This window comes from Microbacterium sp. C23T (assembly GCF_053345975.1).
This window is the reverse complement of the sequence record NZ_JBKFBD010000002.1, coordinates 104,332-128,155: the sequence shown is the minus strand read 5'-3', so window position 1 is coordinate 128,155 and position 23,824 is coordinate 104,332. Positions and strand designations below refer to the sequence as shown.

The following is a 23,824-nucleotide window of genomic DNA, read 5'->3' as shown; positions in this document are numbered from 1 at the left end:
CCGGGGACCAGGCATCCCGTAGAATCGAACGTCGGCATATCCGACCCCTGAGCTCGTTCACGGGGCAGCGATCGCCTCCACGCACTTCAACGAAACGGATTCGTACCCTCATGGCTTCCACCGCAGACATCAAGAACGGCGTCGTCCTGTCGATCGACGGACAGCTCTGGAACGTCATCGAGTTCCAGCACGTCAAGCCGGGCAAGGGCGGCGCCTTCGTCCGCACGAAGCTCAAGAACGTCGTCTCGGGCAAGGTCGTCGACCGCACCTACAACGCGGGCGCGAAGATCGACATCGAGAACGTCGACCGCCGCGACTTCACCTACCTCTACAACGACGGCGACAACTTCGTGTTCATGGACGTCGAGGACTACGACCAGATCAACGTCGGCGCGGCGACCGTCGGCGACGCGGCCCACTTCCTGCTCGAGAACCAGCAGGTGCAGATCGCCCTCAACAACGGCAACCCGCTGTACGTCGAGCTCCCGGCATCCGTCGTCCTCGAGATCACGTACACCGAGCCGGGCCTGCAGGGCGACCGCTCGTCGGCCGGCACCAAGGCCGCCACCGTCGAGACCGGCTACGAGATCCAGGTTCCGCTGTTCGTCGAGACCGGCACCAAGGTCAAGGTCGACACCCGCACGGGCGACTACCTCGGCCGCGTCAACTGACGTCGGCGGTCGCTGACAGATGAGTGCCCGTACGAAGGCGCGCAAGCGCGCTCTCGACATCCTGTTCCAGGCGGACGTGCGCGGCGACGAGCCCGCGACGGTGCTCGCGGCCGAGGCGAAGCGCGCGGCCAACGAGCCGGCGCGTCAGGCTTCATGGCTCTACGCGCGCGAGATCGTCGACGGCGTGATCGACAACCAGGACGCCATCGACGAGCAGATCACGACGTTCGCGAAGGACTGGACGCTCGCCCGCATGCCCGCGGTCGACCGTGCCGTGCTGCGCATCGGCGCGTGGGAGATCCTCTACAACGACGAGGTGCCCACCGCGGTCGCGATCGACGAGGCGGTCGAGCTCGTCAAGGAGTTCTCGTCCGACGAGTCGGGCCCCTTCGTGCACGGCGTCCTCGCCCGCATCGCGCGCGCGAGCTGACGACGAGCAGGCGCCCGTCCGGGTGTCGGCGGGAGCGGGCAGGATGGATGCCGTGACCCCGTCGTCGGCCGGACCCCCTCCGTTCGTCGACCCCGGGCACATCCGCCGGTTCGTCGACAGCGGCACCTACGAGCGCGGCGTCGGCTACTTCGCCGACGGCGCCGTCGAGCGCCTCGAGTGGGACCCGCTCACCTCGGTCATCGAAGCGGTGGTGGCCGGCAGCGGCGGCCGGACGTACCGGTGCCGCGTGAGGCTCGATCCGCAGCGCGTCGATCATCCCATCGCGGCGACGTCCTGCACGTGCCCGGTGCAGTTCGACTGCAAGCACACGGTCGCGACGCTTCTCGCGAGCAACCGGCTCGCCTCCGCCGCGCCCGCAGCCGACCGCGGCTCCTCGTGGCGCGACGTGTTCACCCCTGCCGCGGCGGCCGAGCGGGCCCGCACCGCGCTCGCCCTCGGCGTCGAGCTCCGGCAGCGCATCCGGCGCGGCGCGTCGACCTGGGCACCGGCGCGCGTCGAGTCGGCGACACCGCGCAGCCTGCACCAGCACGGGGCGGATGTGCTCGTCGGCCTGCGCCCGCTCGAGCGCTCGGCCCGCTCCGACACGTGGATCAAGGGCGGGGTCTCGTGGGACGCGCTGCGCCGGCCGACCACCACCTACGACCCCGCGCAGGCGCGGTGGTTCGCGGAGCTGCACAGCATCGGCCGCGACGTCCGCTCGTTCGGGGCGTTCTCCGACGTCTCGGAGTGGCTCACCCTCGACGACATCGAGTCGAGCCTGCTCTGGCCGCATCTGTCGACGGCGGCGGACCGCGGCATCCCGCTCGTCGCCACCAAGCGCACCACGGCGGTCGCCCTCGCGACCTCGGCGACCGTGACCGTCCAGGCGCACCACACCGGCCGCGGGCTCGAGATCGCGCCCGTCGTCACGATCGACGGCGAGCGCGCGGATGCCGCCGCCCTGCGCCCGGTCGGACGCACCGGCGTGTACCGGTTCGCCGTCGAGCGCGAGCGCATCGCCCTCGTCCTCGCCGCAGTGGACCTGCCGGACCCGGTTCCCGCGCTCCTCGCCGCGCGTGATGCCGTCGTCGTGCCGGGTCCGGAGGCCGAGGAGTTCGTCCGCGACCACCTGCCGCGGATCGCGCGCCGGGTCGAGATCGAGGCGCCGGGCCTCGACATCGCCCCGCCGCCGCGGCCGCGGCTCGTCGCGCGTGTGCATTTCGAGCCGAACCACCGGCTCGTGTACACGCTCTCGTGGCGGTACGGCGACGGCGACCTGCTGGGGCTCGACTCGACCGGAGAGGATCGTGACGCCGCGGCCGAGACGGCGATCCGCGGCCGCGTCGAGGCGCTGTGGCGCGACCACGCGCCCGTCGACTTCGTCTCCGCCGACACGCTCACGGGCCTCGACGCGGCGGAGTTCGCGTCGCGCCTGCTGCCGCTTCTCGAAGCCGACGCCGACGTCAGCGTCGAGATCTCGGGGGAGAGGCCGCAGTACCGGGAGCTCGCCGGCGATCCGCGCATCGACGTCACGACGGTCGAGACGAACGATCCCGACTGGTTCGACCTGGGTGTCGTGGTGACGATCGACGGCCGCCGCATCCCGTTCGGCACGCTGTTCACGGCGCTGTCGCGCGGGCGCAAGAAGATCCTGCTGAGCGACGGCGCGTACTTCTCGCTCTCGCATCCGTCGCTGCAGCGCCTGCGCGACCTCATCGACGAGGCCGGAGCGCTCGAGGAATGGGAGACCGGACCCCGCATCAGCCGGTACCAGACGGCGCTGTGGGCCGATTTCGAGGACCTGGCCGACGAGGCGCAGCCCGCCGTGTCGTGGCGCGCGACCGTGGAGGCGCTGCGCGATGCCGACGGCGTGCCCGCCGCCCCGATGCCCGCGGGCCTCCGCGCCGATCTGCGCCCCTACCAGCGCGTGGGGTACGACTGGCTCGCCTTCCTGTGGGAGCACCGCCTCGGCGGCATCCTCGCCGACGACATGGGCCTCGGCAAGACGCTCCAGCTGCTCGCCCTCATCGCCCACGCCCGGGAGTCCGGCGAGACGCGGCCGTTCCTCGTCGTGGCGCCGACGTCGGTTCTCTCGACCTGGCGCAGCGAGGCTGCGCGCTTCACGCCCGATCTGCGGGTCGCCGTCGTCGACGCGACGCGCGCGAAGCGCGGAACGACGGTGACGGATGCCGCGGCCTCGGCCGACATCGTCGTCACGTCGTACACCCTGCTCCGGCTCGACGAGCGCGAGTTCGGCGCGGCGCCGTGGGCGGGCCTCATCCTCGACGAGGCGCAGTTCGTGAAGAACAGCCAGACCAAGGCGTATCGCGCCGCGCGCGATCTGCCGGCCGACGTCGTCTTCGCCGTCACGGGCACACCCCTCGAGAACAGCCTCACCGAGCTGTGGGCGCTGCTCTCGCTGACGGCACCGGGGCTGTTCGCCTCGAGCCGGCGGTTCCGCGAGGAGTACGTGGGGCCGATCGAGAAGGGCAAGGTCCCCGAGAACCAGGAGGGCGGCGCGTACCGCGCCGGCCGCCTCGCGCGGCTGCGACGCCGCATCCGTCCGCTCGTGCTGCGTCGCACGAAGGAGCTCGTCGCCGCCGACCTCCCCGCCAAGCAGGAGCAGGAGGTGCGCATCGAGCTGGGCGCCGCCCATCGCGCCCTGTACGACACCGTGCTGCAGCGCGAACGCCAGAAGGTGCTGGGCCTCCTCGAGGACCTCGACCGCAACCGGTTCATCGTCTTCCGGTCCCTGACGCTCCTGCGCATGCTGAGCCTGGCGCCCGAGCTCGTGGACCCGGCGCACGCGAGCATCGCCCCGAGCAAGCTCGCCGCGCTCTTCGAACAGCTCGACGAGGCGCTGGCCGAGGGGCACCGCGCCCTCGTCTTCAGCCAGTTCACCTCGTTCCTGGGCCTGGTCGCGAAGGAGCTCGAGGCACGCGGCATCCCATACGCGTACCTCGACGGATCGACACGCGACCGCGACGCCGCCGTCGCCGCGTTCCGCGGGGGAGAGGCGCCGGTGTTCCTCATCAGCCTCAAGGCCGGCGGGTTCGGCCTGACGCTGACCGAGGCGGACTACGTGTTCCTTCTCGACCCCTGGTGGAACCCCGCCGCCGAGGCGCAGGCTGTCGACCGTGCGCACCGCATCGGCCAGCACCGCAGCGTGATGGTGTACCGGCTCATCGCGAACGGCACGATCGAGGAGAAGGTCATGGCGCTGCAGCAGCGCAAGGCGCGGCTGTTCCGCTCGGTGATGGACGACGACGCGCTGTTCGGGCAGGCGCTCACCGCCGACGACATCCGCGGGCTCTTCGACGACTGATCCCCGACGTCACCGGCGACCGGATCCGGTTTTGCACGGCGGGCGGTCCGGTGCGGCCCGCGAGCCTCACCTAGACTCGTCTGGTTCGACAGGAGGGCAACCCCATGCGCATCACGGGCCTCGGCCACGCCGGAATGTTCATCGAGACGGCGGGAGGAAGCATCCTCTGCGACCCGGTGATCGGGCCGACCTTCTTCGGGTCATGGTTCCCGTTCCCCGACAACCGGGCGCTCGACTGGTCGACCTACGGCAAGGCCGACTTCCTCTACATCTCCCACCGCCACCGCGACCACTTCGACCCCGCGCTCATGCAGAAGCACGTGCCGAAGACCATCAAGGTGCTGCTGCCGGACTACCCGACGGACGACCTCGAGCAGGATCTCCGCAAGCTCGGCTACGACAACATCGTCTACACGCAGGCCGGCGTGCCGCTGGAGTTCGGCGACCTGAAGGTCATGGTCACTCCGCTGCGGGCGCCGAGCGACGGCCCGATCGGCGACTCGTCGCTCTCGGTCGACGACGGCACCGCCAGCATCCTGAACCAGAACGACTCGCACCCGCTCGACCTCGAGAAGCTGATGTCGTTCTCCAAGCCCGAGGCGTACTTCACGCAGGTGTCGGGTGCGATCTGGTGGCCGATGGTCTACGACCTTCCCCAGGACGCCAAGCAGAACTTCGCGAAGCTCAAGCGCGACGCGCAGAACAAGCGCGCCATGTACTACATCGAGAAGGTCGACGCCGAGCACGTCTTCCCGATGGCGGGGCCGCCGATGTTCCTCCGCGAGGAGCTGTTCATGTACAACGGCTACGGCATCGACGACGATTCGATCTTCACCGACCAGCGGCAGTTCCTCGCGCACATGGCGGAGCTGCGTCCTGAGCAGAAGGGGTACGAGTTCGTGCCCGGCACGGTCGTGGAGCTGAACGGCGGCGAGATCTCGGTCACGCAGACGCTCTACACGCAGTCCGAGATCGACCGCATCTTCGACGACAAGTGGGCCTATCTCGCCGAGCAGCGCGACGCGCGCCAGGACGAGGTGCGCGCGGAGGAGGCCACGCGCGCCGCCGTGCTCCCGCCGGACGAGATGCTCGCGGCGATCAAGGAGTGGTGGGAGCCGCTGCTGCGGCGCGCCCGCACGATCCGCAACGGCGTCGGCGGTGTGGTGCGCTTCCGCATCGGCGAGCTCGACATGGTGGTGGACTTCCCGAAGGCGAAGGTGCGCGAGTACGCCGACGGCGACGAGTGCATCTACTGGTACACGATCCCCGCGGATCTGGTCTCGACAAACATCGCCGACCACGAGATCGACTGGTCCAACTCGATCTTCCTGTCGATGCAGTTCTCGGTCGGCCGCAGCGGCAAGTTCAACGAGTTCCTCACCACCTTCCTCAAGTGCCTCTCGCGGGACCGCATCGAGTACGTCGAGAACTGGTACGCCGAGCAGACGGACCAGACCGAGGACGCTCAGCTCGGCGACTGGATCGTGCAGCGCCGCTGCCCGCACCTGCGCGCCGATCTCACGAAGACGGGGAAGATCGAGGACGGCGTGCTCACGTGCTCCCTCCACGACTGGAAGTGGGACCTCGCGAGCGGGAAGTGCCTGACGAGCCAGGGGCACCCGATCCGGGCGTCCCAGGTCGAGGACGACCTGTACCGAGCGGCGACGAGCCCCGCGGCCTGACGAACCCGGAACGCCGGCGTGTTGTAGATCCTCCACAACACGCCAGGGTTCTCCCGTCGGTTCTTGTGTGGGGTGGGCGCTGATCTGCGCCCGTTCGTATCACCCCGTGTCCCCGGCGGGTCCTGATCACCGTGCCCGCGATCGCGGGCGATCAGAACCCGAAGGAATCACGCCATGACCACCGTTCCCATCCACGGCGCCGGCGGCGTCGTCCCCGCGTCCACCGTTCGCCCGAACCCGCTCAGCGCCGTCCTCGCGTGGGAGGCCCGCGCCGAGGCCGCGGTGAAGGCCTCGCTGCAGCGCTGGAGCATCCCGGCACTGCGCGTCGCCCTCGGCGCGGTGTTCCTCGTCTTCGGCGCTCTCAAGTTCTTCCCGGGCCTGAGCCCGGTCGAGGCCCTCGTCAGCCGCACGTGGGAGAAGCTCACGTTCGGCCTGGTGAGCGGGCAGGCCGCGCTCGTCGCCACCGCGGTCATCGAGGTCGCCGCAGGTGCGCTCCTCATCGCCGGCGGCGCTTTCGCCCGCGTCGGCCTGGTGGTGCTCGCCCTCGCGTTCGTGGGCATCCTGTCGCCGATCGTGCTGCTGCCCGCGGAGGTCTTCGGCCCTGTCGGCCCGACGCTCACGGGCCAGTACATCTTCAAGAACGTCGTGCTGATCGCGGCGGCGCTCGTCGTGGCCTCCCGCGTGCTGCGCGGACCCGCGCGCCGCTGACCCGCGCGCACGACTCGGCGAAGGCCGGACCCGGTTCGGGTCCGGCCTTCGCCGTGTCGTAGACTGGACGACGATCACAGCAACCTTTAACACCGTCCCGTGAGGCGGAGAAGGGAGCGGCGGATGAGCACGCGCACCGTGCTGCACGAGGCCGACATCGCCCGGGCCCTGACTCGGATCTCCCATGAGATCCTCGAGTCCAACAAAGGCCCGGAGGGACTGGTCCTCCTCGGCATCCCCACTCGCGGCGTCACCCTCGCCCACCGCGTCGGCGCGCTCGTCGCCGAGTTCGGCGGCGCCCCCATCCCGGTCGGATCGCTCGACGTCACGATGTACCGCGACGACCTGCATCGCAATCCGACCCGCGCGCCGCAGCCGACGCAGATCCCTGCCGGAGGCATCGACGGCAAGGTCGTCGTGCTCGTGGACGACGTGCTCTTCTCGGGTCGCAGCATCCGTGCCGCCCTCGATGCCCTGCAGGACATCGGGCGACCCGCCGCGGTCCGGTTGGCGACGCTGGTCGACCGCGGGCACCGCGAGCTGCCCATCCGACCGGACTTCGTCGGCAAGAACCTGCCCAGCTCGCGCGACGAGCGCGTGAACGTGCGCCTGGCCGAGACCGACGGCGTCGAGGAGGTGACGATCGAGTCATGAGGCACCTGCTCGACACCCAGACCCTCTCCCGCGAGGACGCACTGCGCATCCTCGACGTCGCGGAGGACATGGCCGACACGCAGCAGCGCGAGGTCAAGAAGCTCCCGACACTGCGCGGCAAGACCGTCGTCAACCTGTTCTTCGAGGACTCCACGCGCACGCGCATCTCGTTCGAGGCGGCCGCGAAGCGGCTGTCGGCCGACGTCATCAACTTCTCCGCGAAGGGCTCGAGCGTCTCGAAGGGCGAGTCCCTCCAGGACACCGCGCAGACGCTGCAGGCGATGGGCGCGGATGCCGTCGTCATCCGCCACGGCGCCTCCGGAGCGCCGCGCACGCTCGCCACGAGCGGCTGGATCAGCGCGGGCGTCGTCAACGCCGGCGACGGGACGCACGAGCACCCGACGCAGGCCCTGCTCGACGCGTTCACCATCCGCAAGCGCCGTTTCCGCGATGACAGCCGCGGGCGCGACCTCGCCGGCGTCAAGGTCACGATCGTCGGCGACGTGCTGCACTCGCGGGTCGCGCGCTCGAACGTATGGCTGCTGAATACGCTCGGCGCGAGCGTCACCCTGGTGTCGCCGCCCACGCTCGTGCCCCAGGACATGTCGCGCTGGCCGGTCGAAGTGCTCTACGACCTCGACGAGGCGATCGCCGCGGGCCCCGACGCACTCATGATGCTGCGCATCCAGCTGGAGCGCATGAACGCGGCGTATTTCCCCACTGAACGGGAGTATTCACGCCGCTGGGGCCTCGACGCGCGCCGACTTCAGGAACTGGGAGCGGATAGCATTGTCATGCACCCCGGACCCATGAACCGGGGCCTGGAGATCTCCGCAGAAGCCGCTGACTCGCCGCGCTCGACCGTGCTCGAGCAGGTCGCCAACGGCGTCTCGGTGCGCATGGCCGCGCTCTACCTGCTGCTGGCGGGCGCGGAGCGCACCCCGGCCGAGACCACGTCCACGGCGGATGCCCCCGCCCCGGACGGCACAGAGAAGGAGAACACCCGATGAGCGAGACCCTTCTCTTCCGCGGAGCGCTGGTCGAAGGATCGACCGCCGCCGACGTCCTCGTCGAGGACGGCGTCATCGCCGCCATCGGCGGTGACATCAGCCGCGCCGGCGCGACCGAGATCGACGTCGACGGCCTGGTGCTGCTGCCGGGTCTGGTCGACCTCCACACGCACCTGCGCGAGCCCGGGTACGAGGCATCCGAGACGATCCTCACCGGCTCGCGCGCCGCCGCGGCCGGCGGGTACACCGCCGTGTTCGCGATGCCCAACACCTCGCCGGTGGCCGACACCGCGGGTGTCGTCGAGCAGGAGCTCGCCCTGGGCGAGGCCGCCGGATTCGTGACGGTGCAGCCGATCGGCGCGGTCACGGTGGGTCAGAAGGGCGAGCGGCTCGCCGAGCTCGGCGCCATGGCCGACTCGCGCGCGAGGGTCCGCGTCTTCAGCGATGACGGCTTCTGCGTCTGGGACCCGCTGATCATGCGGCGAGCGCTGGAGTACGTGAAGGCGTTCGACGGCGTCATCGCGCAGCACGCCCAGGACCCTCGCCTCACCGAGGGCGCTCAGATGAACGAGGGCGCCGTGTCGGCCGAGCTCGGCCTCGCGGGCTGGCCCGCGGTCGCGGAGGAGTCGATCATCGCGCGCGACGTGCTCCTGGCCGAGCACGTCGGCTCGCGCCTGCACGTGTGCCACCTCTCGACCGCCGGGTCGGTCGAGATCATCCGCTGGGCCAAGCGCCGCGGCGTGAATGTCACGGCAGAGGTCACCCCCCACCACCTGCTCCTCACCGACGAGCTGGTGCGCGACTACGACGCCCGCTTCAAGGTCAATCCGCCGCTGCGCCGTGAGGAGGACGTGCTCGCCGTGCGCGAGGGCCTCGCCGACGGCACGATCGACATCGTGGCGACCGACCACGCGCCGCACCCCGCCGAGGCCAAGGCGTGCGAGTGGCACGCGGCCGCGAACGGCATGGTCGGCCTCGAGAGCGCGCTGCGCGTCGTGCAGCAGTCGATGGTCGACACCGGCCTCATCACGTGGGGCGACGTCGCGCGTGTCATGTCGCGCGAGCCCGCCCGCATCGGCCGCCTCACCGGTCACGGCACTCCGCTCACCAAGGGGCAGCCGGCGTCGCTCGCCTTCTACGACCCGTCGCCGCGCCGCACCTTCACGACCGACGACCTGCGCGGCCGGAGCGTGAACTCGCCGTACCTCGGCCGTGAGCTCCCGGGCGACGTCCGCTGGACCCTGCACCAGGGCACCGTCACGGTCGCCGACGGCGCTCTGCTCGACACCCCGGGGGTTCGCGCATGACCCGTGAGGCCGCTCTCGGCGTCATGGTCGCGGTCACCATCGCGCTGCTGGGCGTGCTGGTGTGGGCGTGGTGGCGACGAACGCGGCGCGACGCCGCGCTGGTCGCGCCTGTCGGCGAGATCCCCGCGGGCGCCGCGACGCTCTCGGCGTTCCCGACGCTCTACGTCGCGACCACGCGTCACGACGAGCCGCTCGAGCGCCTCGCCATCGGCGGCCTCGCCTTCCGCTCGCGCTCCGACGTGACGGTCACCGACGCCGGCGTCGCCCTCGATCTCACCGGCAAACCCCGCGTGTTCCTCGCGGCCGACCGCATCGAGGACGTCGCACAGGCGACGGTGGCGATCGACCGCGTGGTCGAGCCCGACGGCCTCGTGCGCCTCGCGTGGCGCCTCGACGACGGCACCGTCGTCGACTCCTATCTCCGACCTCAGGATGCCTCGGCCCGCGCCCTCGCGGACGCCGTGGCCGGCATCCTTCCCCCGACCCAGACGGGAACCGACGCATGACCTCCCTGTTCCAGACCGACCCGGCCGTCCTCGTGCTCGAGGACGGGACCCGCCACGTCGGACGCGCCTACGGCGCCCTCGGCACGACCATCGGCGAAGTGGTCTTCGCCACCGGCATGACCGGCTACCAGGAGACCCTCACTGATCCCTCGTACGCGGGCCAGATCGTGCTCCAGACCGCACCCCACATCGGCAACACCGGCATGAACGACGAAGACCCCGAGTCGCGCCGCATCTGGGTGTCGGGCTACATCGTCCGCGACCCCTCCCGCGTGGTGTCGAACTGGCGTGCCGACGAGTCGCTCGACGACGCGCTCGTGAACGACGGCGTGATCGGCATCAGCGGCATCGACACGCGCGCGATCACTCGTCACATCCGCTCGGCGGGCAGCATGCGCGGCGCGATCTTCTCCGGCGAGGCCGCGGCGATCGACCCGGACGAGCAGCTGCGCCTGGTGCGCGAGGCGCCCGAGATGGCCGGCCAGAACCTCTCGGCACAGGTCTCGGTGGCCGCCGCCGAGGTCACACCCGCGAAGGGCGAGCGCATCGGCAACCTCGCCGTGCTCGATCTGGGCGTCAAGCAGGCGACGGTCGACAACCTCGCCGCCCGCGGCTTCGAGGTGCACGTGCTCCCGCAGGACGTCACGATCGACGGCATCCGCGCGATCGACCCGGTCGCGGTGTTCTACTCGAACGGCCCCGGCGACCCGGCGGCATCGGGCGACCATGTCGACCTGCTGCGCGGCGTGCTCGACGACGGCCTGCCGTTCTTCGGCATCTGCTTCGGCAACCAGCTGCTCGGCCGCGCCCTCGGCCTCGACACGTACAAGCTGCCGTTCGGCCACCGCGGCATCAACCAGCCGGTCCTCGACAAGGCCACCGGCCGCGTCGAGATCACCGCGCACAACCACGGCTTCGCCGTGGACGCACCCGTCGAGGGCTCGTTCGACAGCCCGAACGGCTACGGCAAGGTCGAGGTCAGCCACGTCGGCCTCAACGACCAGGTGGTCGAGGGCCTGCGGGCGCTCGACATCCCGGCCTTCTCGGTGCAGTACCACCCCGAGGCCGCCGCCGGACCCCACGACGCCAACTACCTGTTCGACCGCTTCCGCGACCTCGTCGTCGCGAACCTCGAGAAGAAGGCCGCGAAGTAATGCCCAAGCGCGACGACATCAACTCCGTCCTCGTCATCGGCTCCGGCCCGATCGTGATCGGTCAGGCGTGCGAGTTCGACTACTCCGGCACGCAGGCCTGCCGCGTGCTCCGCGACGAGGGCGTCCGCGTCATCCTCGTCAACTCCAACCCGGCGACGATCATGACCGACCCGGACTTCGCCGACGCGACCTACATCGAGCCGATCAACTGGCGCGTGATCGAGACGATCATCGCGAAGGAGAAGCCCGACGCGATCCTGCCGACGCTCGGCGGTCAGACCGCGCTCAACGCGGCGATCGACCTGCACAAGCACGGCATCCTCGAGAAGTATGACGTCGAGCTCATCGGTGCCGACTTCGAGGCGATCAACAAGGGCGAGGACCGCCAGATCTTCAAGCAGCTGGTGCTCGACGCCGGCGCCGACGTCGCCGACTCGGTGATCTGCCACACGATGGACGAGCTGCTCGCCGGCGCCGAGAAGCTCGGCTACCCGCTCGTCGTGCGCCCGTCGTTCACGATGGGCGGCCTCGGCTCCGGCTTCGCGTACGACGAGGACGACCTCCGCCGCATCGGCGGCGCGGGCCTCCACGACTCGCCGACGAACGAGGTCCTGCTCGAGGAGTCGATCCTCGGGTGGAAGGAGTACGAGCTCGAGCTCATGCGCGACACCGCCGACAACACGGTCGTCGTCTGCTCGATCGAGAACGTCGACCCCGTCGGCGTCCACACCGGCGACTCGATCACCGTCGCTCCCGCGCTCACGCTGACCGACCGCGAGTACCAGAAGCTCCGCGACATCGGCATCGACATCATCCGCGCGGTCGGCGTCGACACCGGTGGCTGCAACATCCAGTTCGCCGTGGACCCGAAGACCGGCCGCATCATCGTCATCGAGATGAACCCGCGCGTCTCGCGCTCGTCGGCCCTGGCGTCGAAGGCCACCGGCTTCCCGATCGCGAAGATCGCTGCGAAGCTCGCGATCGGCTACCGCCTCGACGAGATCCCGAACGACATCACCAAGGTGACGCCGGCGAGCTTCGAGCCCACGCTCGACTACATCGTCGTCAAGGTGCCGCGCTTCAACTTCGAGAAGTTCCCGGCCGCCGACACCACGCTGACGACCACCATGAAGTCGGTCGGCGAGGCGATGGCGATCGGCCGCAACTACGCGACCGCGCTGCAGAAGGCGCTGCGCTCCCTCGAGAAGCGCGGCTCGAGCTTCCATTGGGGCGACGAGCCCCGTTCGGTGGACGAGCTCCTCGAGATCGCGAAGACCCCCACCGATGGCCGCATCGTGGTACTGCAGCAGGCGCTCCGCAAGGGCGCCACGGTGGAGCAGGCCTTCGAGGCCACCAAGATCGACCCGTGGTTCCTCGACCAGATCGTCCTCATCAACGAGGTCGCCGACTTCGTCGCGAAGGCGGGCGAGCTGGATGCCGCCACCCTCCGCATCGCGAAGGAGCACGGCTTCAGCGACGCCCAGGTCGCGCAGCTGCGCGGTGACAGCGAGACCCAGGTACGCGGCATCCGTCATGGTCTCGGCATCCGTCCCGTCTACAAGACCGTCGACACGTGCGCAGGGGAGTTCCCGGCCCTGACGCCGTACCACTACTCGAGCTACGACTTCGAGACCGAGGTCACGCCGTCGGAGCGCACGAAGGTCGTCATCATCGGCTCGGGGCCGAACCGCATCGGCCAGGGCGTCGAGTTCGACTACTCGTGCGTGCACGCGTCGTTCGCGCTGTCGGACGCCGGCTACGAGACCGTCATGGTCAACTGCAACCCCGAGACGGTGTCGACCGACTACGACACCTCCGACCGCCTGTACTTCGAGCCGCTGACCCTCGAGGACGTCCTCGAGGTGCTGCACGCCGAGGCGCAGTCGGGGAAGATCCTCGGTGTCATCTGCCAGCTCGGCGGCCAGACGCCGCTCGGGCTCGCGAAGGGCATCGAGGAGGCCGGCTACACGATCCTCGGCACCAAGCCCGCCGCGATCGATCTGGCCGAGGAGCGCGAGCTCTTCTCGCGCCTGCTCGACGACGCCGGACTCGTCGCGCCGCGCAACGGCACCGCGATCGACGTCGAGGGCGCCGTCGTGGTCGCCGAGGAGATCGGGTACCCGGTGCTGGTGCGCCCGAGCTTCGTGCTCGGCGGCCGCGGCATGGAGATCGTGTACTCGACCGAAGCGCTGCGCGACTACTTCGTGCGCGTCGCCGGCGAGGCGATCATCGGCCCCGGCCTGCCGCTGCTCGTGGACCGCTTCCTCGACGACGCGATCGAGCTCGACGTGGACGCGCTGTACGACGGCGACGAGCTCTACATCGGCGGCGTCATGGAGCACCTCGAGGAGGCCGGCATCCACTCGGGCGACTCGTCGTGCACGCTGCCGCCGGTGAGCCTCGGCCGCACCGACATCGACCGCGTCCGCGAGGCGACGCGCGCCATCGCCGAAGGAGTGGGCGTGCGAGGGCTCCTGAACGTGCAGTTCGCGATCTCGGCCGGCGTGCTCTACGTGATCGAGGCCAACCCCCGCGCGAGCCGCACGGTGCCGTTCGTCTCGAAGGCCCTCGGCATCCCGCTCGCGAAGGCGGCGTCGCGCATCATGGCCGGTGCCACCATCGCCGAGCTGAAGGCGGAGGGGCTGCTGCCCGAGCAGGACGGCTCGCGCGTGCCGCTGGACGCCCCCGTCGCCGTCAAGGAGGCCGTGCTGCCCTTCAAGCGGTTCCGCACGCGCGACGGCCAGACCGTCGACTCGGTGCTCGGCCCCGAGATGCGCTCGACAGGCGAGGTCATGGGCATCGACCGCGACTTCCCGACCGCGTTCGCGAAGTCGCAGGAGGCCGCGTACGGCGGCATGCCGCAGTCGGGCACCGTGTTCATCTCGGTCGCAGACGCCGACAAGCGCGCCGTCATCCTGCCGGCGCACCGCCTGCAGGAGCTCGGCTTCGATCTCGTCGCGACCGAGGGCACGGCCGAGATCCTCTCGCGCAACGGCATCGACGTGCGCGTGGTCGGCAAATACTCGGAGACGCAGGACTCGGGCGAGACCAACATCGTCGACCTGATCAACGCGGGCGAGATCGACATCGTCGTGAACACCCCGTCCGGCGGCGCCACCCGCGCCGACGGCTACGAGATCCGCGCGGCCGCCGTCGCGGGCGACAAGGCGCTGTTCACCACGATGGCCGTGCTCGGCGCCGCCGTCAGCGCCCTGCCGGTGCTGCGCGAAGGTTTCAAGGTCAAGAGCCTGCAGGAGTACGCGGCGGATCGGGCGGGCGCATGACCTCATTCGGCGAGCGCATCCGTGCGGGGATGGCGACGCACGGCCAGCTGTGCGTCGGCATCGATCCGCATGCCCACCTCCTTGCGGAGTGGGGATTGGATGCCTCCGCCGCGGGTGTGCGCGAGTTCGGCCTGCGCGTGGTCGAGGCCGCTGCGGGCCGGGTCGCCGTCGTCAAGCCGCAGGTCTCGTTCTTCGAGGTGCACGGCTCGGCCGGCTTCGCCGCCCTGGAGGACGTGCTCGCGGCGGCGCGTGGCGCCGGACTCCTCGTGATCGCGGACGCCAAGCGCGGCGACATCGGCACCACGATGGACGCGTACGCGCAGGCCTGGCTCACGCCCGGCTCGCCGCTCGAGGCCGACGCGCTCACCGTGAGCCCGTACCTCGGCGTGGGCGCACTGGACGGAACGTTCGACCTCGCCCTGCGCCACGGCAAGGGCGTGTTCGTCCTCGCCGCGACGAGCAACCCCGAGGCGCTCGGCCTGCAGCGCGCACGCCACGCGGACGGCGACACGGTCTCGGCGGGGATCGTCCGCGAGGTCTCCGCGCGCAACGCCCAAGCCACGCCCGACGGCGAGTGGGGGAGCCTCGGATTCGTCATCGGCGGCACCGTGGACTGGACGGATGCCGGACTCCGGACGTTCGCGCCGGTGGCGCCGATCCTCGGCCCGGGCTTCGGTCACCAGGGCGCGGAACCGCGTCATCTCGGTGAGCGCTTCGGCGTCCTGCAGGAAGCGGTGGTAGCGTCTGAGAGCCGCAGCATCCTGGCTGCCGGACCCGACCGGCTCGCCGCGCGCATATCCGAGCGCGCCCTTCTCTACCGTGGTGATTGAAATGTCCGATTCGCGCACCCTACCCACTGGGGCTACGCCCCAGACCCCCGGCGCGCAAGCGCGACCCGATCAGGAAACCCCTGATGAGGCCCCGCCCCACGTCCCCGGCGCACAGGGGAGGCCCCCCGAGGTCGACCGCGTCGCCGCCTCGCGCCGCGCCGTCGCCGCCCGCCGCGAACGCGCCGCCCTCAAGAAGGACGTCGCGATGCGCGTGATCACGCCGCAGGAGCTTCTGCGGCGTGCTCTCGCCGAGCCGACGTCACCCGCAGGCGCGATGCGCGTGCCCGAGTTCCTGACCGCGATCCCGGCGATCGGCGAGGGCAAGCGGGACCGCATCCTGCAGGACCTCGAGATCTCGCCGGTCAAGCGTCTTGGAGGCCTCGGCTCGCGCCAGCGCGCGGACCTGCGCCAGTTCCTCGACAGCCGCTGGCCCGAGTCCGAGCCCCGTGCCGGCCGCAGCCGCCTGGTGGTCCTGGCCGGACCCACCGCGGTGGGCAAGGGCACCGTGGCCGCCCACATCAAGGACCACCACCCCGAGATCCTCCTGTCGGTGTCGGCGACGACGCGAGCACCGCGCCCGGGCGAGGTCGACGGCGAGCACTACTTCTTCGTCGACGACGCGGAGTTCGATCGCATGGTCGCCGACGGCGAGCTGCTCGAGCACGCGACCGTGCACAACGCGTACCGTTACGGCACGCCGCGCGGCCCGATCGAGAAGGCCCTCGCCGAGGGACGCACCGTCCTCCTCGAGATCGACCTGCAGGGCGCGCGTCAGGTGCGCGAGGCCGATCCTTCGGCCACGCTGGTGTTCCTGCTGCCGCCGAGCTGGGACGAGCTCGTGCAGCGCCTCGTCGGTCGCGGCACCGAAGATGCCGCGGAACGTGCCCGGCGCCTGCGCACCGCGAAGACCGAACTGGCCTCGCAGGGCGAGTTCGACTACCGCGTCGTGAACGACGACGTCGCCCACGCGGCCGACGAGGTCGCCCGCCTCGCGCGCTGAGCGCATCCCGTCACGTAGAATGGTGGGATGCCTCGGCACCCCGAGGCCCCGCAGACTCCCATTCCTTTCATCCGATCCAGGAGGTTTCGCCATGGCCGGAACGAACCAGGGCATCATCGAGCCCCCCATCGACAGCCTGCTCGAGAAGGTCGACTCGAAGTACCAGCTCGTGATCTTCGCGTCCAAGCGCGCGCGTCAGATCAACGACTACTACTCCGACCTCCACGAGGGCAACCTGTTCGACAACGTGGGCCCGCTCGTCGACTCGACCGTCGAGGACAAGCCGCTCACCATCGCGATGCACGAGATCCACGAGGACAAGCTGCGCCTGCGCCGCGCGGAGTAATCCGACACATCCTCGATGCCCCCGACGACGGCCCTGTCCGTCGTCGGGGGCATACTGGTGTCCGCCCCTCGGCGCCCGGATGCCACGACGACCGGAGCCACGACAACTGGAGTACCGATGACCGACCTGCGTCTGTTCACGTCCGAATCCGTCACCGAGGGCCACCCCGACAAGATCTGCGACCAGATCTCGGACTCGATCCTCGACGCGATCCTGGACGCCGACCCGAACGGGCGCGTCGCCGTCGAGACCCTCGTCACCACCGGGCTCGTCCACGTCGCCGGTGAGGTGTCGACCTCCGCGTACGTGGAGATCCCGGCCATCGTGCGCGGCGTCGTCAACCGCATCGGCTACACCTCGAGCGACACCGGCTTCGACGGCGACTCGTGCGGCGTGAGCGTCTCGATCGGGGCCCAGTCCTCCGACATCGCCGCCGGCGTCGACAAGGCGTTCGAGCGGCGCGAGGACGGGTCGGAGGACCCGCACGACCTCCAGGGTGCGGGCGACCAGGGCATCATGTTCGGCTACGCGACGACCGAGACGCCGCAGCTCATGCCGATGGCCGCATGGACGGCGCACCGCATGGCCGAGCGCCTCGCCGAGGTGCGCCGGTCGGGCGAGCTGCCGTTCCTGCGCCCTGACGGCAAGACGCAGGTCACGCTCGGCTACGACGGCCACACGCCGAAGACGGTCGAGTCTGTCGTGCTGTCGACGCAGCACCACCCCGACATCTCGCAGAAGGCGCTGCGCGCCGCCGTCCGCGCCGAGGTCATCGACCCGGTGCTGGAGGCGACCGGGCTCGAGCTGCCCGACGTGAACTACTACATCAACCCGGCGGGGCCGTTCGTCATCGGCGGCCCCAAGGGCGACGCCGGCCTCACCGGCCGCAAGATCATCATCGACACGTACGGCGGGGCGTCCCGCCACGGTGGCGGCGCGTTCAGCGGCAAGGACCCGTCGAAGGTCGACCGCTCCGCCGCGTACGCGATGCGCTGGGTCGCGAAGAACGCCGTCGCCGCCGGACTCGCGGACCGCCTCGAGGTGCAGGTCGCGTACGCCATCGGCAAGGCAAAGCCCGTCGGGCTCTACGTCGAGACGTTCGGCACCGGCCACGTGGCCGACGACGTCATCACGAACGCCATCCTCGAGGTCTTCGACCTGCGCCCCAAGGCGATCATCGACCAGCTCGACCTGCTGCGGCCGATCTACGCCCAGACCGCGGCGTACGGCCACTTCGGCCGAGAGCTGCCCGACTTCACGTGGGAGCGCACCGACCGCGCGGACGCGCTGCGCGCCGCAGCCGGGCTCTGACGCCGGCCGCGTGACCGCGGTGCACGACGACGAGCCGGGCGCCGGCGATCGGCCGCGGCGCCCGCGGCGCGTCGCGCGCGTGCTGATCGACTCGCCGCTGCCGCAGCTCGACCGCCTCTTCGACTACGAGATCCCCGACGAGCTCGTCGCCGACGCCGTGCCCGGCGTCCGCGTCCGTGTGCCCCTGCGCAGCGCCGGGCGTGTGGTCGACGCGCTCCTCGTCGAGGTGGGGGAGCCGGATGCCTCGGACCGCCCGCTCTCGCAGCTCGAGGCCGTCGTATCGCCGGTGCCGGTGCTGACGCCGGGACTCTACGCGCTCGCCCGGCGTGCCGCCGACCGGGCGGCGGGGTCGGCGGGCGACATCCTCCGCCTCGCGATCCCCAAGCGCATGGTGCGCGCCGAGAAGGCGTGGCTCGCCGCCGACCCGCCGCCGCGCCCGGCGATCGACGCCGCGGTTCTCGCGTGGGCCGATGGGGTCCTCGACGTGTACCCGGGACTCGCCCAGGCGCTGGACGACGGCGAGCGCCTCGCAGTGGATGCCCCACCGGCGCCGTCGGCACTCGACGACGGCACGGTCGTCGGCTCATGGGCGATCCTCCTCGCCGCGGCGGCGACGCACACCCTCGCCTCCGGGCGCAGCGCCGTGATCGCCGTGCCGGACCACCGTGACCGCGCGCAGCTCGAAGCGGCGCTGGCGGCCCGCATCCCCGCCGACGCCCTGGTCCGCGACGATGCGAAGCAGAGCGGCCCCGCGCGGTATGCCGCGTTCCTGCGCACCCTCGCGGACGCGCCGTGCGTCGTGATCGGCAACCGCTCCACCGTGTACGCACCGGTGTCCGAGCTCGGGCTGGTGGCGCTCTGGGACGACGGGGACCCCTTGCTGGGGGAGCCGCTGAGCCCCGGGGTCCACGCCCGCGACGCGGCGCTGCTGCGTCAGGAACTGCACGGCGGGGCGCTCGTCTTCGCCGGGCACACCCGCACCACGGACGTGGAGCGCCTGGTCGCCGTGGGCTGGGTGCGCGACCTTCCTGCGGCGCGGCGCATGACCCCTCGCGTCGTGCTGAGCGCGAACCGCGAGGGCGAGTCCCGTGCGGCACGCGTGCCGTCGTCGGCGTTCGCCGCCGCCCGCGAGGCGCTCACCGAGGGCCCTGTGCTCGTCCAGGTGGCGCGTCCTGGGTACGCACCCGTCCTCGTGTGCGCGAAATGCCGCCATCCCGCGCGCTGCGCGCACTGCGGCGGGCCGCTCCACGCCGCGCGGCAGGGCGCCGTCCCGACGTGCACGTGGTGCGGACGCGCCGCCCACGCGTGGGCCTGCCCCGAGTGCCGGTCGCCTCTGCTGCGCATGGCCTCGTCCGGCAGCGAGCGCACCGCCGACGAGCTCGGTCGCGCATTCCCGGGCACGCGCGTGATCGTCGCCGACGGCGACCACCCCGTGGCCGAGGTCGACGCGCGTCCGGCCCTCGTGGTCGCCACTCGCGGCGCCGAGCCGCTCGCCGCCGGTGGGTATCGTGCCGTGATCCTGCTCGACGGGGACCGGATGCTGATGGCCGACGACCTGCGGATCGGCGAGTCGTGTCTGCGGTGGTGGTCGAATGCGGCGGCCCTGGCCGCCGCGGGAGCCCCGGTTCATCTCGTCGGCGTGGGCGGCGAGGTCGCTCGCGCACTCGCGACGTGGACGCAGGCGGCGTACGCCCGCTCCGAGCTCGCCGACCGCGCCCCGCTGCGGATGCCCCCGACCGTCCGGGTGGCCTCCGTCGACGGCCCGCGTCGCGCGGTGGACACCGCCGTCGCGGCGCTGCGCGCCGCCGTCCCCGAACTCGACGCAGAGGCCGTCCTCGGTCCGATCGCGCACGAGGAGTCGGTCCGCGCTCTGGTGAGGTTCGACTACGGCCTCGGCACCCGCGTGACCGAGAGCCTGCGGGCGTCCGTGGTGAGCCACGCGATGAAGGGGCGCCGCCCCGCGAAGGGTCGCACGCCCGGGGCCGCCCATACACTGAAGGTTCGGGTCGACGTACCCGATCTCGATCTCTGACCCTCGACTTCCAGGAACGTCATGCGTCTCGTCTTCGCCGGCACACCGGCGCCGGCTGTGCCGTCGCTGCGCCGGCTCGCGGCCTCCGCCCACGACATCGCCGCGGTCATCACCCGCCAGGACGCCCCGCTCGGGCGCAAGCGGGTGCTGACACCGTCACCCGTCGCCACGGCCGCCGAGGAGCTCGGGCTGCCCGTGATCCGGGCGGACCGGCTCGATGCGGCCGTCACGGCCGAGATCGCGGCGCTCGAACCCGACCTCGGCGTCATCGTGGCCTACGGCGGGCTCGTGCGCGAGCCGCTGCTGTCGGCCCCGGCGCACGGCTGGATCAATCTGCACTTCTCGCTGCTGCCGCGCTGGCGCGGCGCCGCACCCGTGCAGCACGCGCTCATCGCCGGTGACGCACGCACGGGGGCCAGCGTGTTCCAGCTGGTGCCCGAGCTCGACGCCGGAGACGTCTTCGGCGAGCTCGCGGTCGACGTCCCGTCGAACGCGACCGCCGGCGACCTCCTCGCCTCGCTGGCCGACGACGGTGCCGGGCTGCTCGCCGACGTGGTCGACGACATCGCCGCCGGCGCCGCGGTCGCCCGCCCGCAGGAGGGCGACACCACGTACGCGTCGAAGCTCGGCGACGACGACGGCCGCATCCGCTGGGACGAGCCCGCGAGCGCGGTGCTCGGCCGCATCCGCGGGGTGACGCCCGAGCCCGGTGCGCACACCACGATCGACGGCGCCCGGTTCAAGGTGCTCGCGGTCGGGCCCGCTCCCGACGATGCTCCGGCGCTCGCACCGGGCGCGCTCGCCCTGCACGGCAAGCAGGTGATCGCCGGGACCGCATCCGCGCCGATCGCGCTCGAGACGGTGCAACCCGCCGGCAAGGGCGCGATGCGCGCCGCCGACTGGTGGCGAGGGCTGCGCGACGCGACCCCGGTGGCGGGATCGTGAGCCGGACGGTCGCGGCGCGCCGCGTCGCCTACGAGACGCTGCGCGCCGTCCACGAATCGGACGCGTACGCCAACCTCCTCCTGCCGACGGCGATCTCGCGCGCCGGCCTCTCCACGGCCGACGCCGCGCTGGCGACCGAGCTGACCTACGGCACGCTCCGGCGACAGGGCACCTACGACGCGGTGATCGCGATCGCCGCCGATCGCCCTGTCGCCGACATCGATCCCGCCGTGCTCGACGCGCTGCGTCTCGGCGTGCATCAGCTCCTGTCGACGCGGGTGGCCTCCCACGCCGCGGTGAACGAGTCCGTGGAGCTCGCCCGGGGTGCGGGCGGCCGCGGTGCGGCCGGGTTCGCGAACGCCGTGCTGCGCCGGGTCTCGCGCGACACTCCGGGCGACTGGATGACCCACATCGCCGCGAGCGCGCGGTCCGACGACGAGCAGCTCGGCCTCCTGTTCTCGCACCCGGTGTGGGTCGTGCGCGCCTTCCGGCGCGCGCTGGCCGCGGAGGGCCGCGCCGAAGAGCTCGAGGCGCTCCTCACCGCCGACAACGCGTCGCCGCGCGTCACCATGGCGGCGCTTCCCGACCTCGCGGGTGTTCCCGATGACGCGCGGCGCACGCCGTTCTCGCCGATCGGCTTCCGCCTCGGCGGCGGCGACCCCGACTCGCTCGTGCGCACCTCGCGCGGCCGCATCCGCGTGCAGGACGAGGGCTCCCAGCTCGCCGCGCTGGCTCTGGCGCGCGCCCTGCCCATCACGGAGGGGGAGCGCTGGCTCGACCTGTGCGCGGGTCCCGGCGGCAAGACCGCCGTCCTCGCCGCCGAGGCCCGCGTCGGCGGCGCCACGCTCGAGGCGAACGAGATCTCGCCGGCCCGCGCCGGGCTCGTCCGGCAGGCGCTGGCGGGGGTCCCGGTCGAGGTGCCCGTGTCGGAGGAGGACGGCCGCACCCGCGCGGAGGAAGCGCCCGACACCTACGACCGCATCCTCGTCGACGCGCCGTGCACCGGGCTGGGCGCGCTGCGCCGGCGTCCCGAGGCGCGCTGGCGCAAGGCGCCGAGCGACGTCCCCGCGCTCACCGAGCTGCAGCGGGAGCTGCTCAGCGCCGCGGTCGGTGCCCTCAAGCCGGGCGGCGTCGTCGCCTACGTGACCTGCTCGCCGCACCTCGCCGAGACGTCGGGCGTCGTCGCCGACATCCGCCTGGAGTGGGGAGCGGCGCTCGAGGAGATCTCCGCCCGCGACGTGATCACGACACTGTCCGATGCCGACCCCGGCCTGCCGCCCCAGGCCGACGGCAGCGGGCGCGCACAGCTGTGGCCGCACCGTCACAACACCGACGCCATGTCGATCTCGCTGCTGCGGCGGGTCTGAGCCGCAGCTGGGCCCACGCGCCCGGAGGCTCCGGGCGACGCGCCAGCGGCGTCTGGAGGGGGCGTGGGGACCGCCGTCCCTCCCGGTCACTCCCGCAGATGGATGCCGTGGGGCATCTGCTCGAACTCGACCCGCAGCGCGACCAGCGCGGCGCCGTGGGCACGGGCGAGATCGCGCGCGTCGACGATCACCTCGGCGCCCTCGGGGAGCGCTTCGGCGATCTCGCGGAGCACCGCGACGACCCGCTCGGTGCCGGCGAGTCCGAGCTCGCCCGCCAGCCTCAGCACGCGCCCTTGGTCGGTGTCCTCGACCGTGAACGCGGGCACGGCGACGCTCTCGTGCGACTCGAGGAGGTGCATGCCGAACTGCTCGCCGAGCATCTCGAGGAGGGCGATGGCGCGCACCGAGTTGCCGTGCTCGTCCAGCCGAGGGCTGAACGCCGCCACGCCGAACTGCGACGGGGCGACGGCGAGCAGGCCGCCGCTGACACCGCTCTTCGCCGGCAGGCCGACGCGCAGCAGCCACTCGCCGGAGTAGTCGTACATGCCGCAGCTCGCCATGATCGAGAGCACGTCGCGGGCCACGGCCTCCGAGACGACCCGCTCGCCGGTGACGGGGTTGAGGCCGCCGAACGCGAGGGTCGCGGACATCACCGCGAGGTCGCGCACCGTCACGAGCAGCGAGCACTGCCGGAAGTAGGTCTCGACGGCGACCTCGACCGAGCCCTCGATGATCCCGTGCGAGCGCAGCAGGTGGGCCAGTGCACGGTTACGGTCGCCGGTGGCGGACTCCGACGCGTAGACCTGCTCGTCGACCCACAGCGAGCGCCCCGCGAAGGCGGAGAGTCCCTCGACGATGCGGGTCATGCGGTCGTCGACGCCGTCGCCGGGGATGAGGGCGGAGGTCGCGATCGCCCCGGCGTTGACCATGGGATTCGCCGGCCGTCCGGTGCCGGGCTCGAGGCTGATCGCGTTGAACGGCTCGCCGCTCGGCTCGACGCCGACCTTGCGCAGCACGGCGTCGCGGCCGCGGTCGGCGAGGGCGAGCGCGAGCACGAACGGCTTCGAGATCGACTGGATGGTGAACTCGTGCGTGACGTCGCCGACGGCGCGCACCCGGCCGCGCGGACCGACGACCGCGAGCGCGAGCCGGTCGGGATCGGCGGCGGCGAGCTCGGGGATGTACCCCGCCGGGGCGCCGCGGTCATGGGGTCGGATGTCTTCGAGGACGTCGTGCAGCAGCGCCGTGATCGGATCCACGGC

The 23,824-nt window shown here is 71.7% G+C and carries 18 protein-coding genes and 1 pseudogene; 18 read left to right on the top strand and 1 reads right to left on the bottom strand.

Annotation, left to right across the window (positions count from 1 at the left end):
• The first annotated feature begins 110 nt into the window (after positions 1-110).
• From efp to ACLBXX_RS01600, 18 genes and pseudogenes are all read left to right on the top strand, one after another.
• On the top strand, positions 111-671 hold the full coding sequence (gene efp, locus ACLBXX_RS01685; RefSeq protein WP_045302503.1) for an elongation factor P: 561 nt from the start codon (positions 111-113) through the stop codon (positions 669-671).
• A 19-nt stretch (positions 672-690) separates the two neighbouring features.
• Positions 691-1,101, top strand: a complete 411-nt coding sequence (gene nusB / locus ACLBXX_RS01680; RefSeq protein ID WP_378901536.1) for a transcription antitermination factor NusB — start codon at positions 691-693, stop codon at positions 1,099-1,101.
• Positions 1,102-1,153: 52 nt separating this feature from the next.
• Positions 1,154-4,426 carry a DEAD/DEAH box helicase gene (locus ACLBXX_RS01675; RefSeq protein ID WP_447656544.1) on the top strand — a complete coding sequence of 1,091 codons (3,273 nt, stop codon included), beginning with the start codon at positions 1,154-1,156 and terminating at the stop codon, positions 4,424-4,426.
• A gap of 104 nt (positions 4,427-4,530) precedes the next feature.
• Complete coding sequence (locus ACLBXX_RS01670) at positions 4,531-6,108, top strand: Rieske 2Fe-2S domain-containing protein (protein ID WP_447656543.1); 1,578 nt, start codon at positions 4,531-4,533, stop codon at positions 6,106-6,108.
• A 174-nt stretch (positions 6,109-6,282) separates the two neighbouring features.
• On the top strand, positions 6,283-6,816 hold the full coding sequence (locus tag ACLBXX_RS01665; RefSeq protein ID WP_447656542.1) for a DoxX family protein: 534 nt from the start codon (positions 6,283-6,285) through the stop codon (positions 6,814-6,816).
• 123 nt (positions 6,817-6,939) lie between these two features.
• Positions 6,940-7,470, top strand: coding sequence for a bifunctional pyr operon transcriptional regulator/uracil phosphoribosyltransferase PyrR (pyrR, locus tag ACLBXX_RS01660; RefSeq protein ID WP_056367273.1), 531 nt, complete (start codon positions 6,940-6,942; stop codon positions 7,468-7,470).
• Positions 7,467-8,480 (top strand): aspartate carbamoyltransferase catalytic subunit, encoded by a 1,014-nt coding sequence (locus ACLBXX_RS01655; protein WP_447656541.1) that lies wholly within the window; start codon positions 7,467-7,469, stop codon positions 8,478-8,480. Before pyrR ends, ACLBXX_RS01655 begins: the two co-directional genes overlap by 4 nt.
• Entirely contained in the window at positions 8,477-9,787 is a 1,311-nt protein-coding gene (locus ACLBXX_RS01650; RefSeq protein WP_447656540.1) for a dihydroorotase, read from the top strand. The genes ACLBXX_RS01655 and ACLBXX_RS01650 overlap by 4 nt, the downstream gene beginning before the upstream one ends.
• Entirely contained in the window at positions 9,784-10,293 is a 510-nt protein-coding gene (locus ACLBXX_RS01645) for a PH-like domain-containing protein (RefSeq protein ID WP_378901558.1), read from the top strand. The genes ACLBXX_RS01650 and ACLBXX_RS01645 overlap by 4 nt, the downstream gene beginning before the upstream one ends.
• Positions 10,290-11,447 (top strand): glutamine-hydrolyzing carbamoyl-phosphate synthase small subunit, encoded by a 1,158-nt coding sequence (gene carA, locus ACLBXX_RS01640; protein ID WP_447656539.1) that lies wholly within the window; start codon positions 10,290-10,292, stop codon positions 11,445-11,447. Before ACLBXX_RS01645 ends, carA begins: the two co-directional genes overlap by 4 nt.
• On the top strand, positions 11,447-14,731 hold the full coding sequence (gene carB, locus ACLBXX_RS01635; protein ID WP_447656538.1) for a carbamoyl-phosphate synthase large subunit: 3,285 nt from the start codon (positions 11,447-11,449) through the stop codon (positions 14,729-14,731). The genes carA and carB overlap by 1 nt, the downstream gene beginning before the upstream one ends.
• A complete protein-coding gene (gene pyrF, locus ACLBXX_RS01630) occupies positions 14,728-15,561 on the top strand; it encodes an orotidine-5'-phosphate decarboxylase (RefSeq protein WP_447656537.1) in 834 nt (277 codons plus the stop codon). Before carB ends, pyrF begins: the two co-directional genes overlap by 4 nt.
• A gap of 121 nt (positions 15,562-15,682) precedes the next feature.
• A pseudogene (gmk, locus tag ACLBXX_RS01625) lies at positions 15,683-16,561 on the top strand (guanylate kinase); the annotation flags it as partial.
• A gap of 91 nt (positions 16,562-16,652) precedes the next feature.
• Positions 16,653-16,907 (top strand): DNA-directed RNA polymerase subunit omega, encoded by a 255-nt coding sequence (gene rpoZ / locus ACLBXX_RS01620; protein ID WP_018170775.1) that lies wholly within the window; start codon positions 16,653-16,655, stop codon positions 16,905-16,907.
• 117 nt (positions 16,908-17,024) lie between these two features.
• The gene (gene metK / locus ACLBXX_RS01615; protein ID WP_387137797.1) at positions 17,025-18,218 is read left to right on the top strand and encodes a methionine adenosyltransferase; all 1,194 of its coding nucleotides are present in this window, start codon (positions 17,025-17,027) and stop codon (positions 18,216-18,218) included.
• Positions 18,219-18,228: 10 nt separating this feature from the next.
• On the top strand, positions 18,229-20,250 hold the full coding sequence (locus tag ACLBXX_RS01610) for a primosomal protein N' family DNA-binding protein (RefSeq protein ID WP_447656536.1): 2,022 nt from the start codon (positions 18,229-18,231) through the stop codon (positions 20,248-20,250).
• 21 nt (positions 20,251-20,271) lie between these two features.
• A complete protein-coding gene (gene fmt, locus ACLBXX_RS01605) occupies positions 20,272-21,195 on the top strand; it encodes a methionyl-tRNA formyltransferase (RefSeq protein WP_447656535.1) in 924 nt (307 codons plus the stop codon).
• Positions 21,192-22,562: an RsmB/NOP family class I SAM-dependent RNA methyltransferase gene (locus ACLBXX_RS01600; RefSeq protein WP_447656534.1), complete on the top strand. Its 1,371-nt coding sequence runs from the start codon at positions 21,192-21,194 to the stop codon at positions 22,560-22,562. Before fmt ends, ACLBXX_RS01600 begins: the two co-directional genes overlap by 4 nt.
• A gap of 86 nt (positions 22,563-22,648) precedes the next feature.
• Here ACLBXX_RS01600 and glsA read toward each other — a convergent pair whose 3' ends face one another.
• Complete coding sequence (gene glsA / locus ACLBXX_RS01595) at positions 22,649-23,821, bottom strand: glutaminase A (RefSeq protein ID WP_447656533.1); 1,173 nt, start codon at positions 23,819-23,821, stop codon at positions 22,649-22,651.
• Between the last annotated feature and the right edge of the window lie 3 nt (positions 23,822-23,824).

Coding starts and splice junctions, on each gene's coding strand:
- ACLBXX_RS01655 (WP_447656541.1), top strand. CDS start 7,467: ATGAGGCACCTGCTCGACACCCAGACCCTCTCCCGCGAGGACGCACTG.
- pyrF (WP_447656537.1), top strand. CDS start 14,728: ATGACCTCATTCGGCGAGCGCATCCGTGCGGGGATGGCGACGCACGGC.
- ACLBXX_RS01665 (WP_447656542.1), top strand. CDS start 6,283: ATGACCACCGTTCCCATCCACGGCGCCGGCGGCGTCGTCCCCGCGTCC.
- ACLBXX_RS01650 (WP_447656540.1), top strand. CDS start 8,477: ATGAGCGAGACCCTTCTCTTCCGCGGAGCGCTGGTCGAAGGATCGACC.
- rpoZ (WP_018170775.1), top strand. CDS start 16,653: ATGGCCGGAACGAACCAGGGCATCATCGAGCCCCCCATCGACAGCCTG.
- carA (WP_447656539.1), top strand. CDS start 10,290: ATGACCTCCCTGTTCCAGACCGACCCGGCCGTCCTCGTGCTCGAGGAC.
- ACLBXX_RS01645 (WP_378901558.1), top strand. CDS start 9,784: ATGACCCGTGAGGCCGCTCTCGGCGTCATGGTCGCGGTCACCATCGCG.
- nusB (WP_378901536.1), top strand. CDS start 691: ATGAGTGCCCGTACGAAGGCGCGCAAGCGCGCTCTCGACATCCTGTTC.
- ACLBXX_RS01670 (WP_447656543.1), top strand. CDS start 4,531: ATGCGCATCACGGGCCTCGGCCACGCCGGAATGTTCATCGAGACGGCG.
- pyrR (WP_056367273.1), top strand. CDS start 6,940: ATGAGCACGCGCACCGTGCTGCACGAGGCCGACATCGCCCGGGCCCTG.
- efp (WP_045302503.1), top strand. CDS start 111: ATGGCTTCCACCGCAGACATCAAGAACGGCGTCGTCCTGTCGATCGAC.
- carB (WP_447656538.1), top strand. CDS start 11,447: ATGCCCAAGCGCGACGACATCAACTCCGTCCTCGTCATCGGCTCCGGC.
- metK (WP_387137797.1), top strand. CDS start 17,025: ATGACCGACCTGCGTCTGTTCACGTCCGAATCCGTCACCGAGGGCCAC.
- fmt (WP_447656535.1), top strand. CDS start 20,272: ATGCGTCTCGTCTTCGCCGGCACACCGGCGCCGGCTGTGCCGTCGCTG.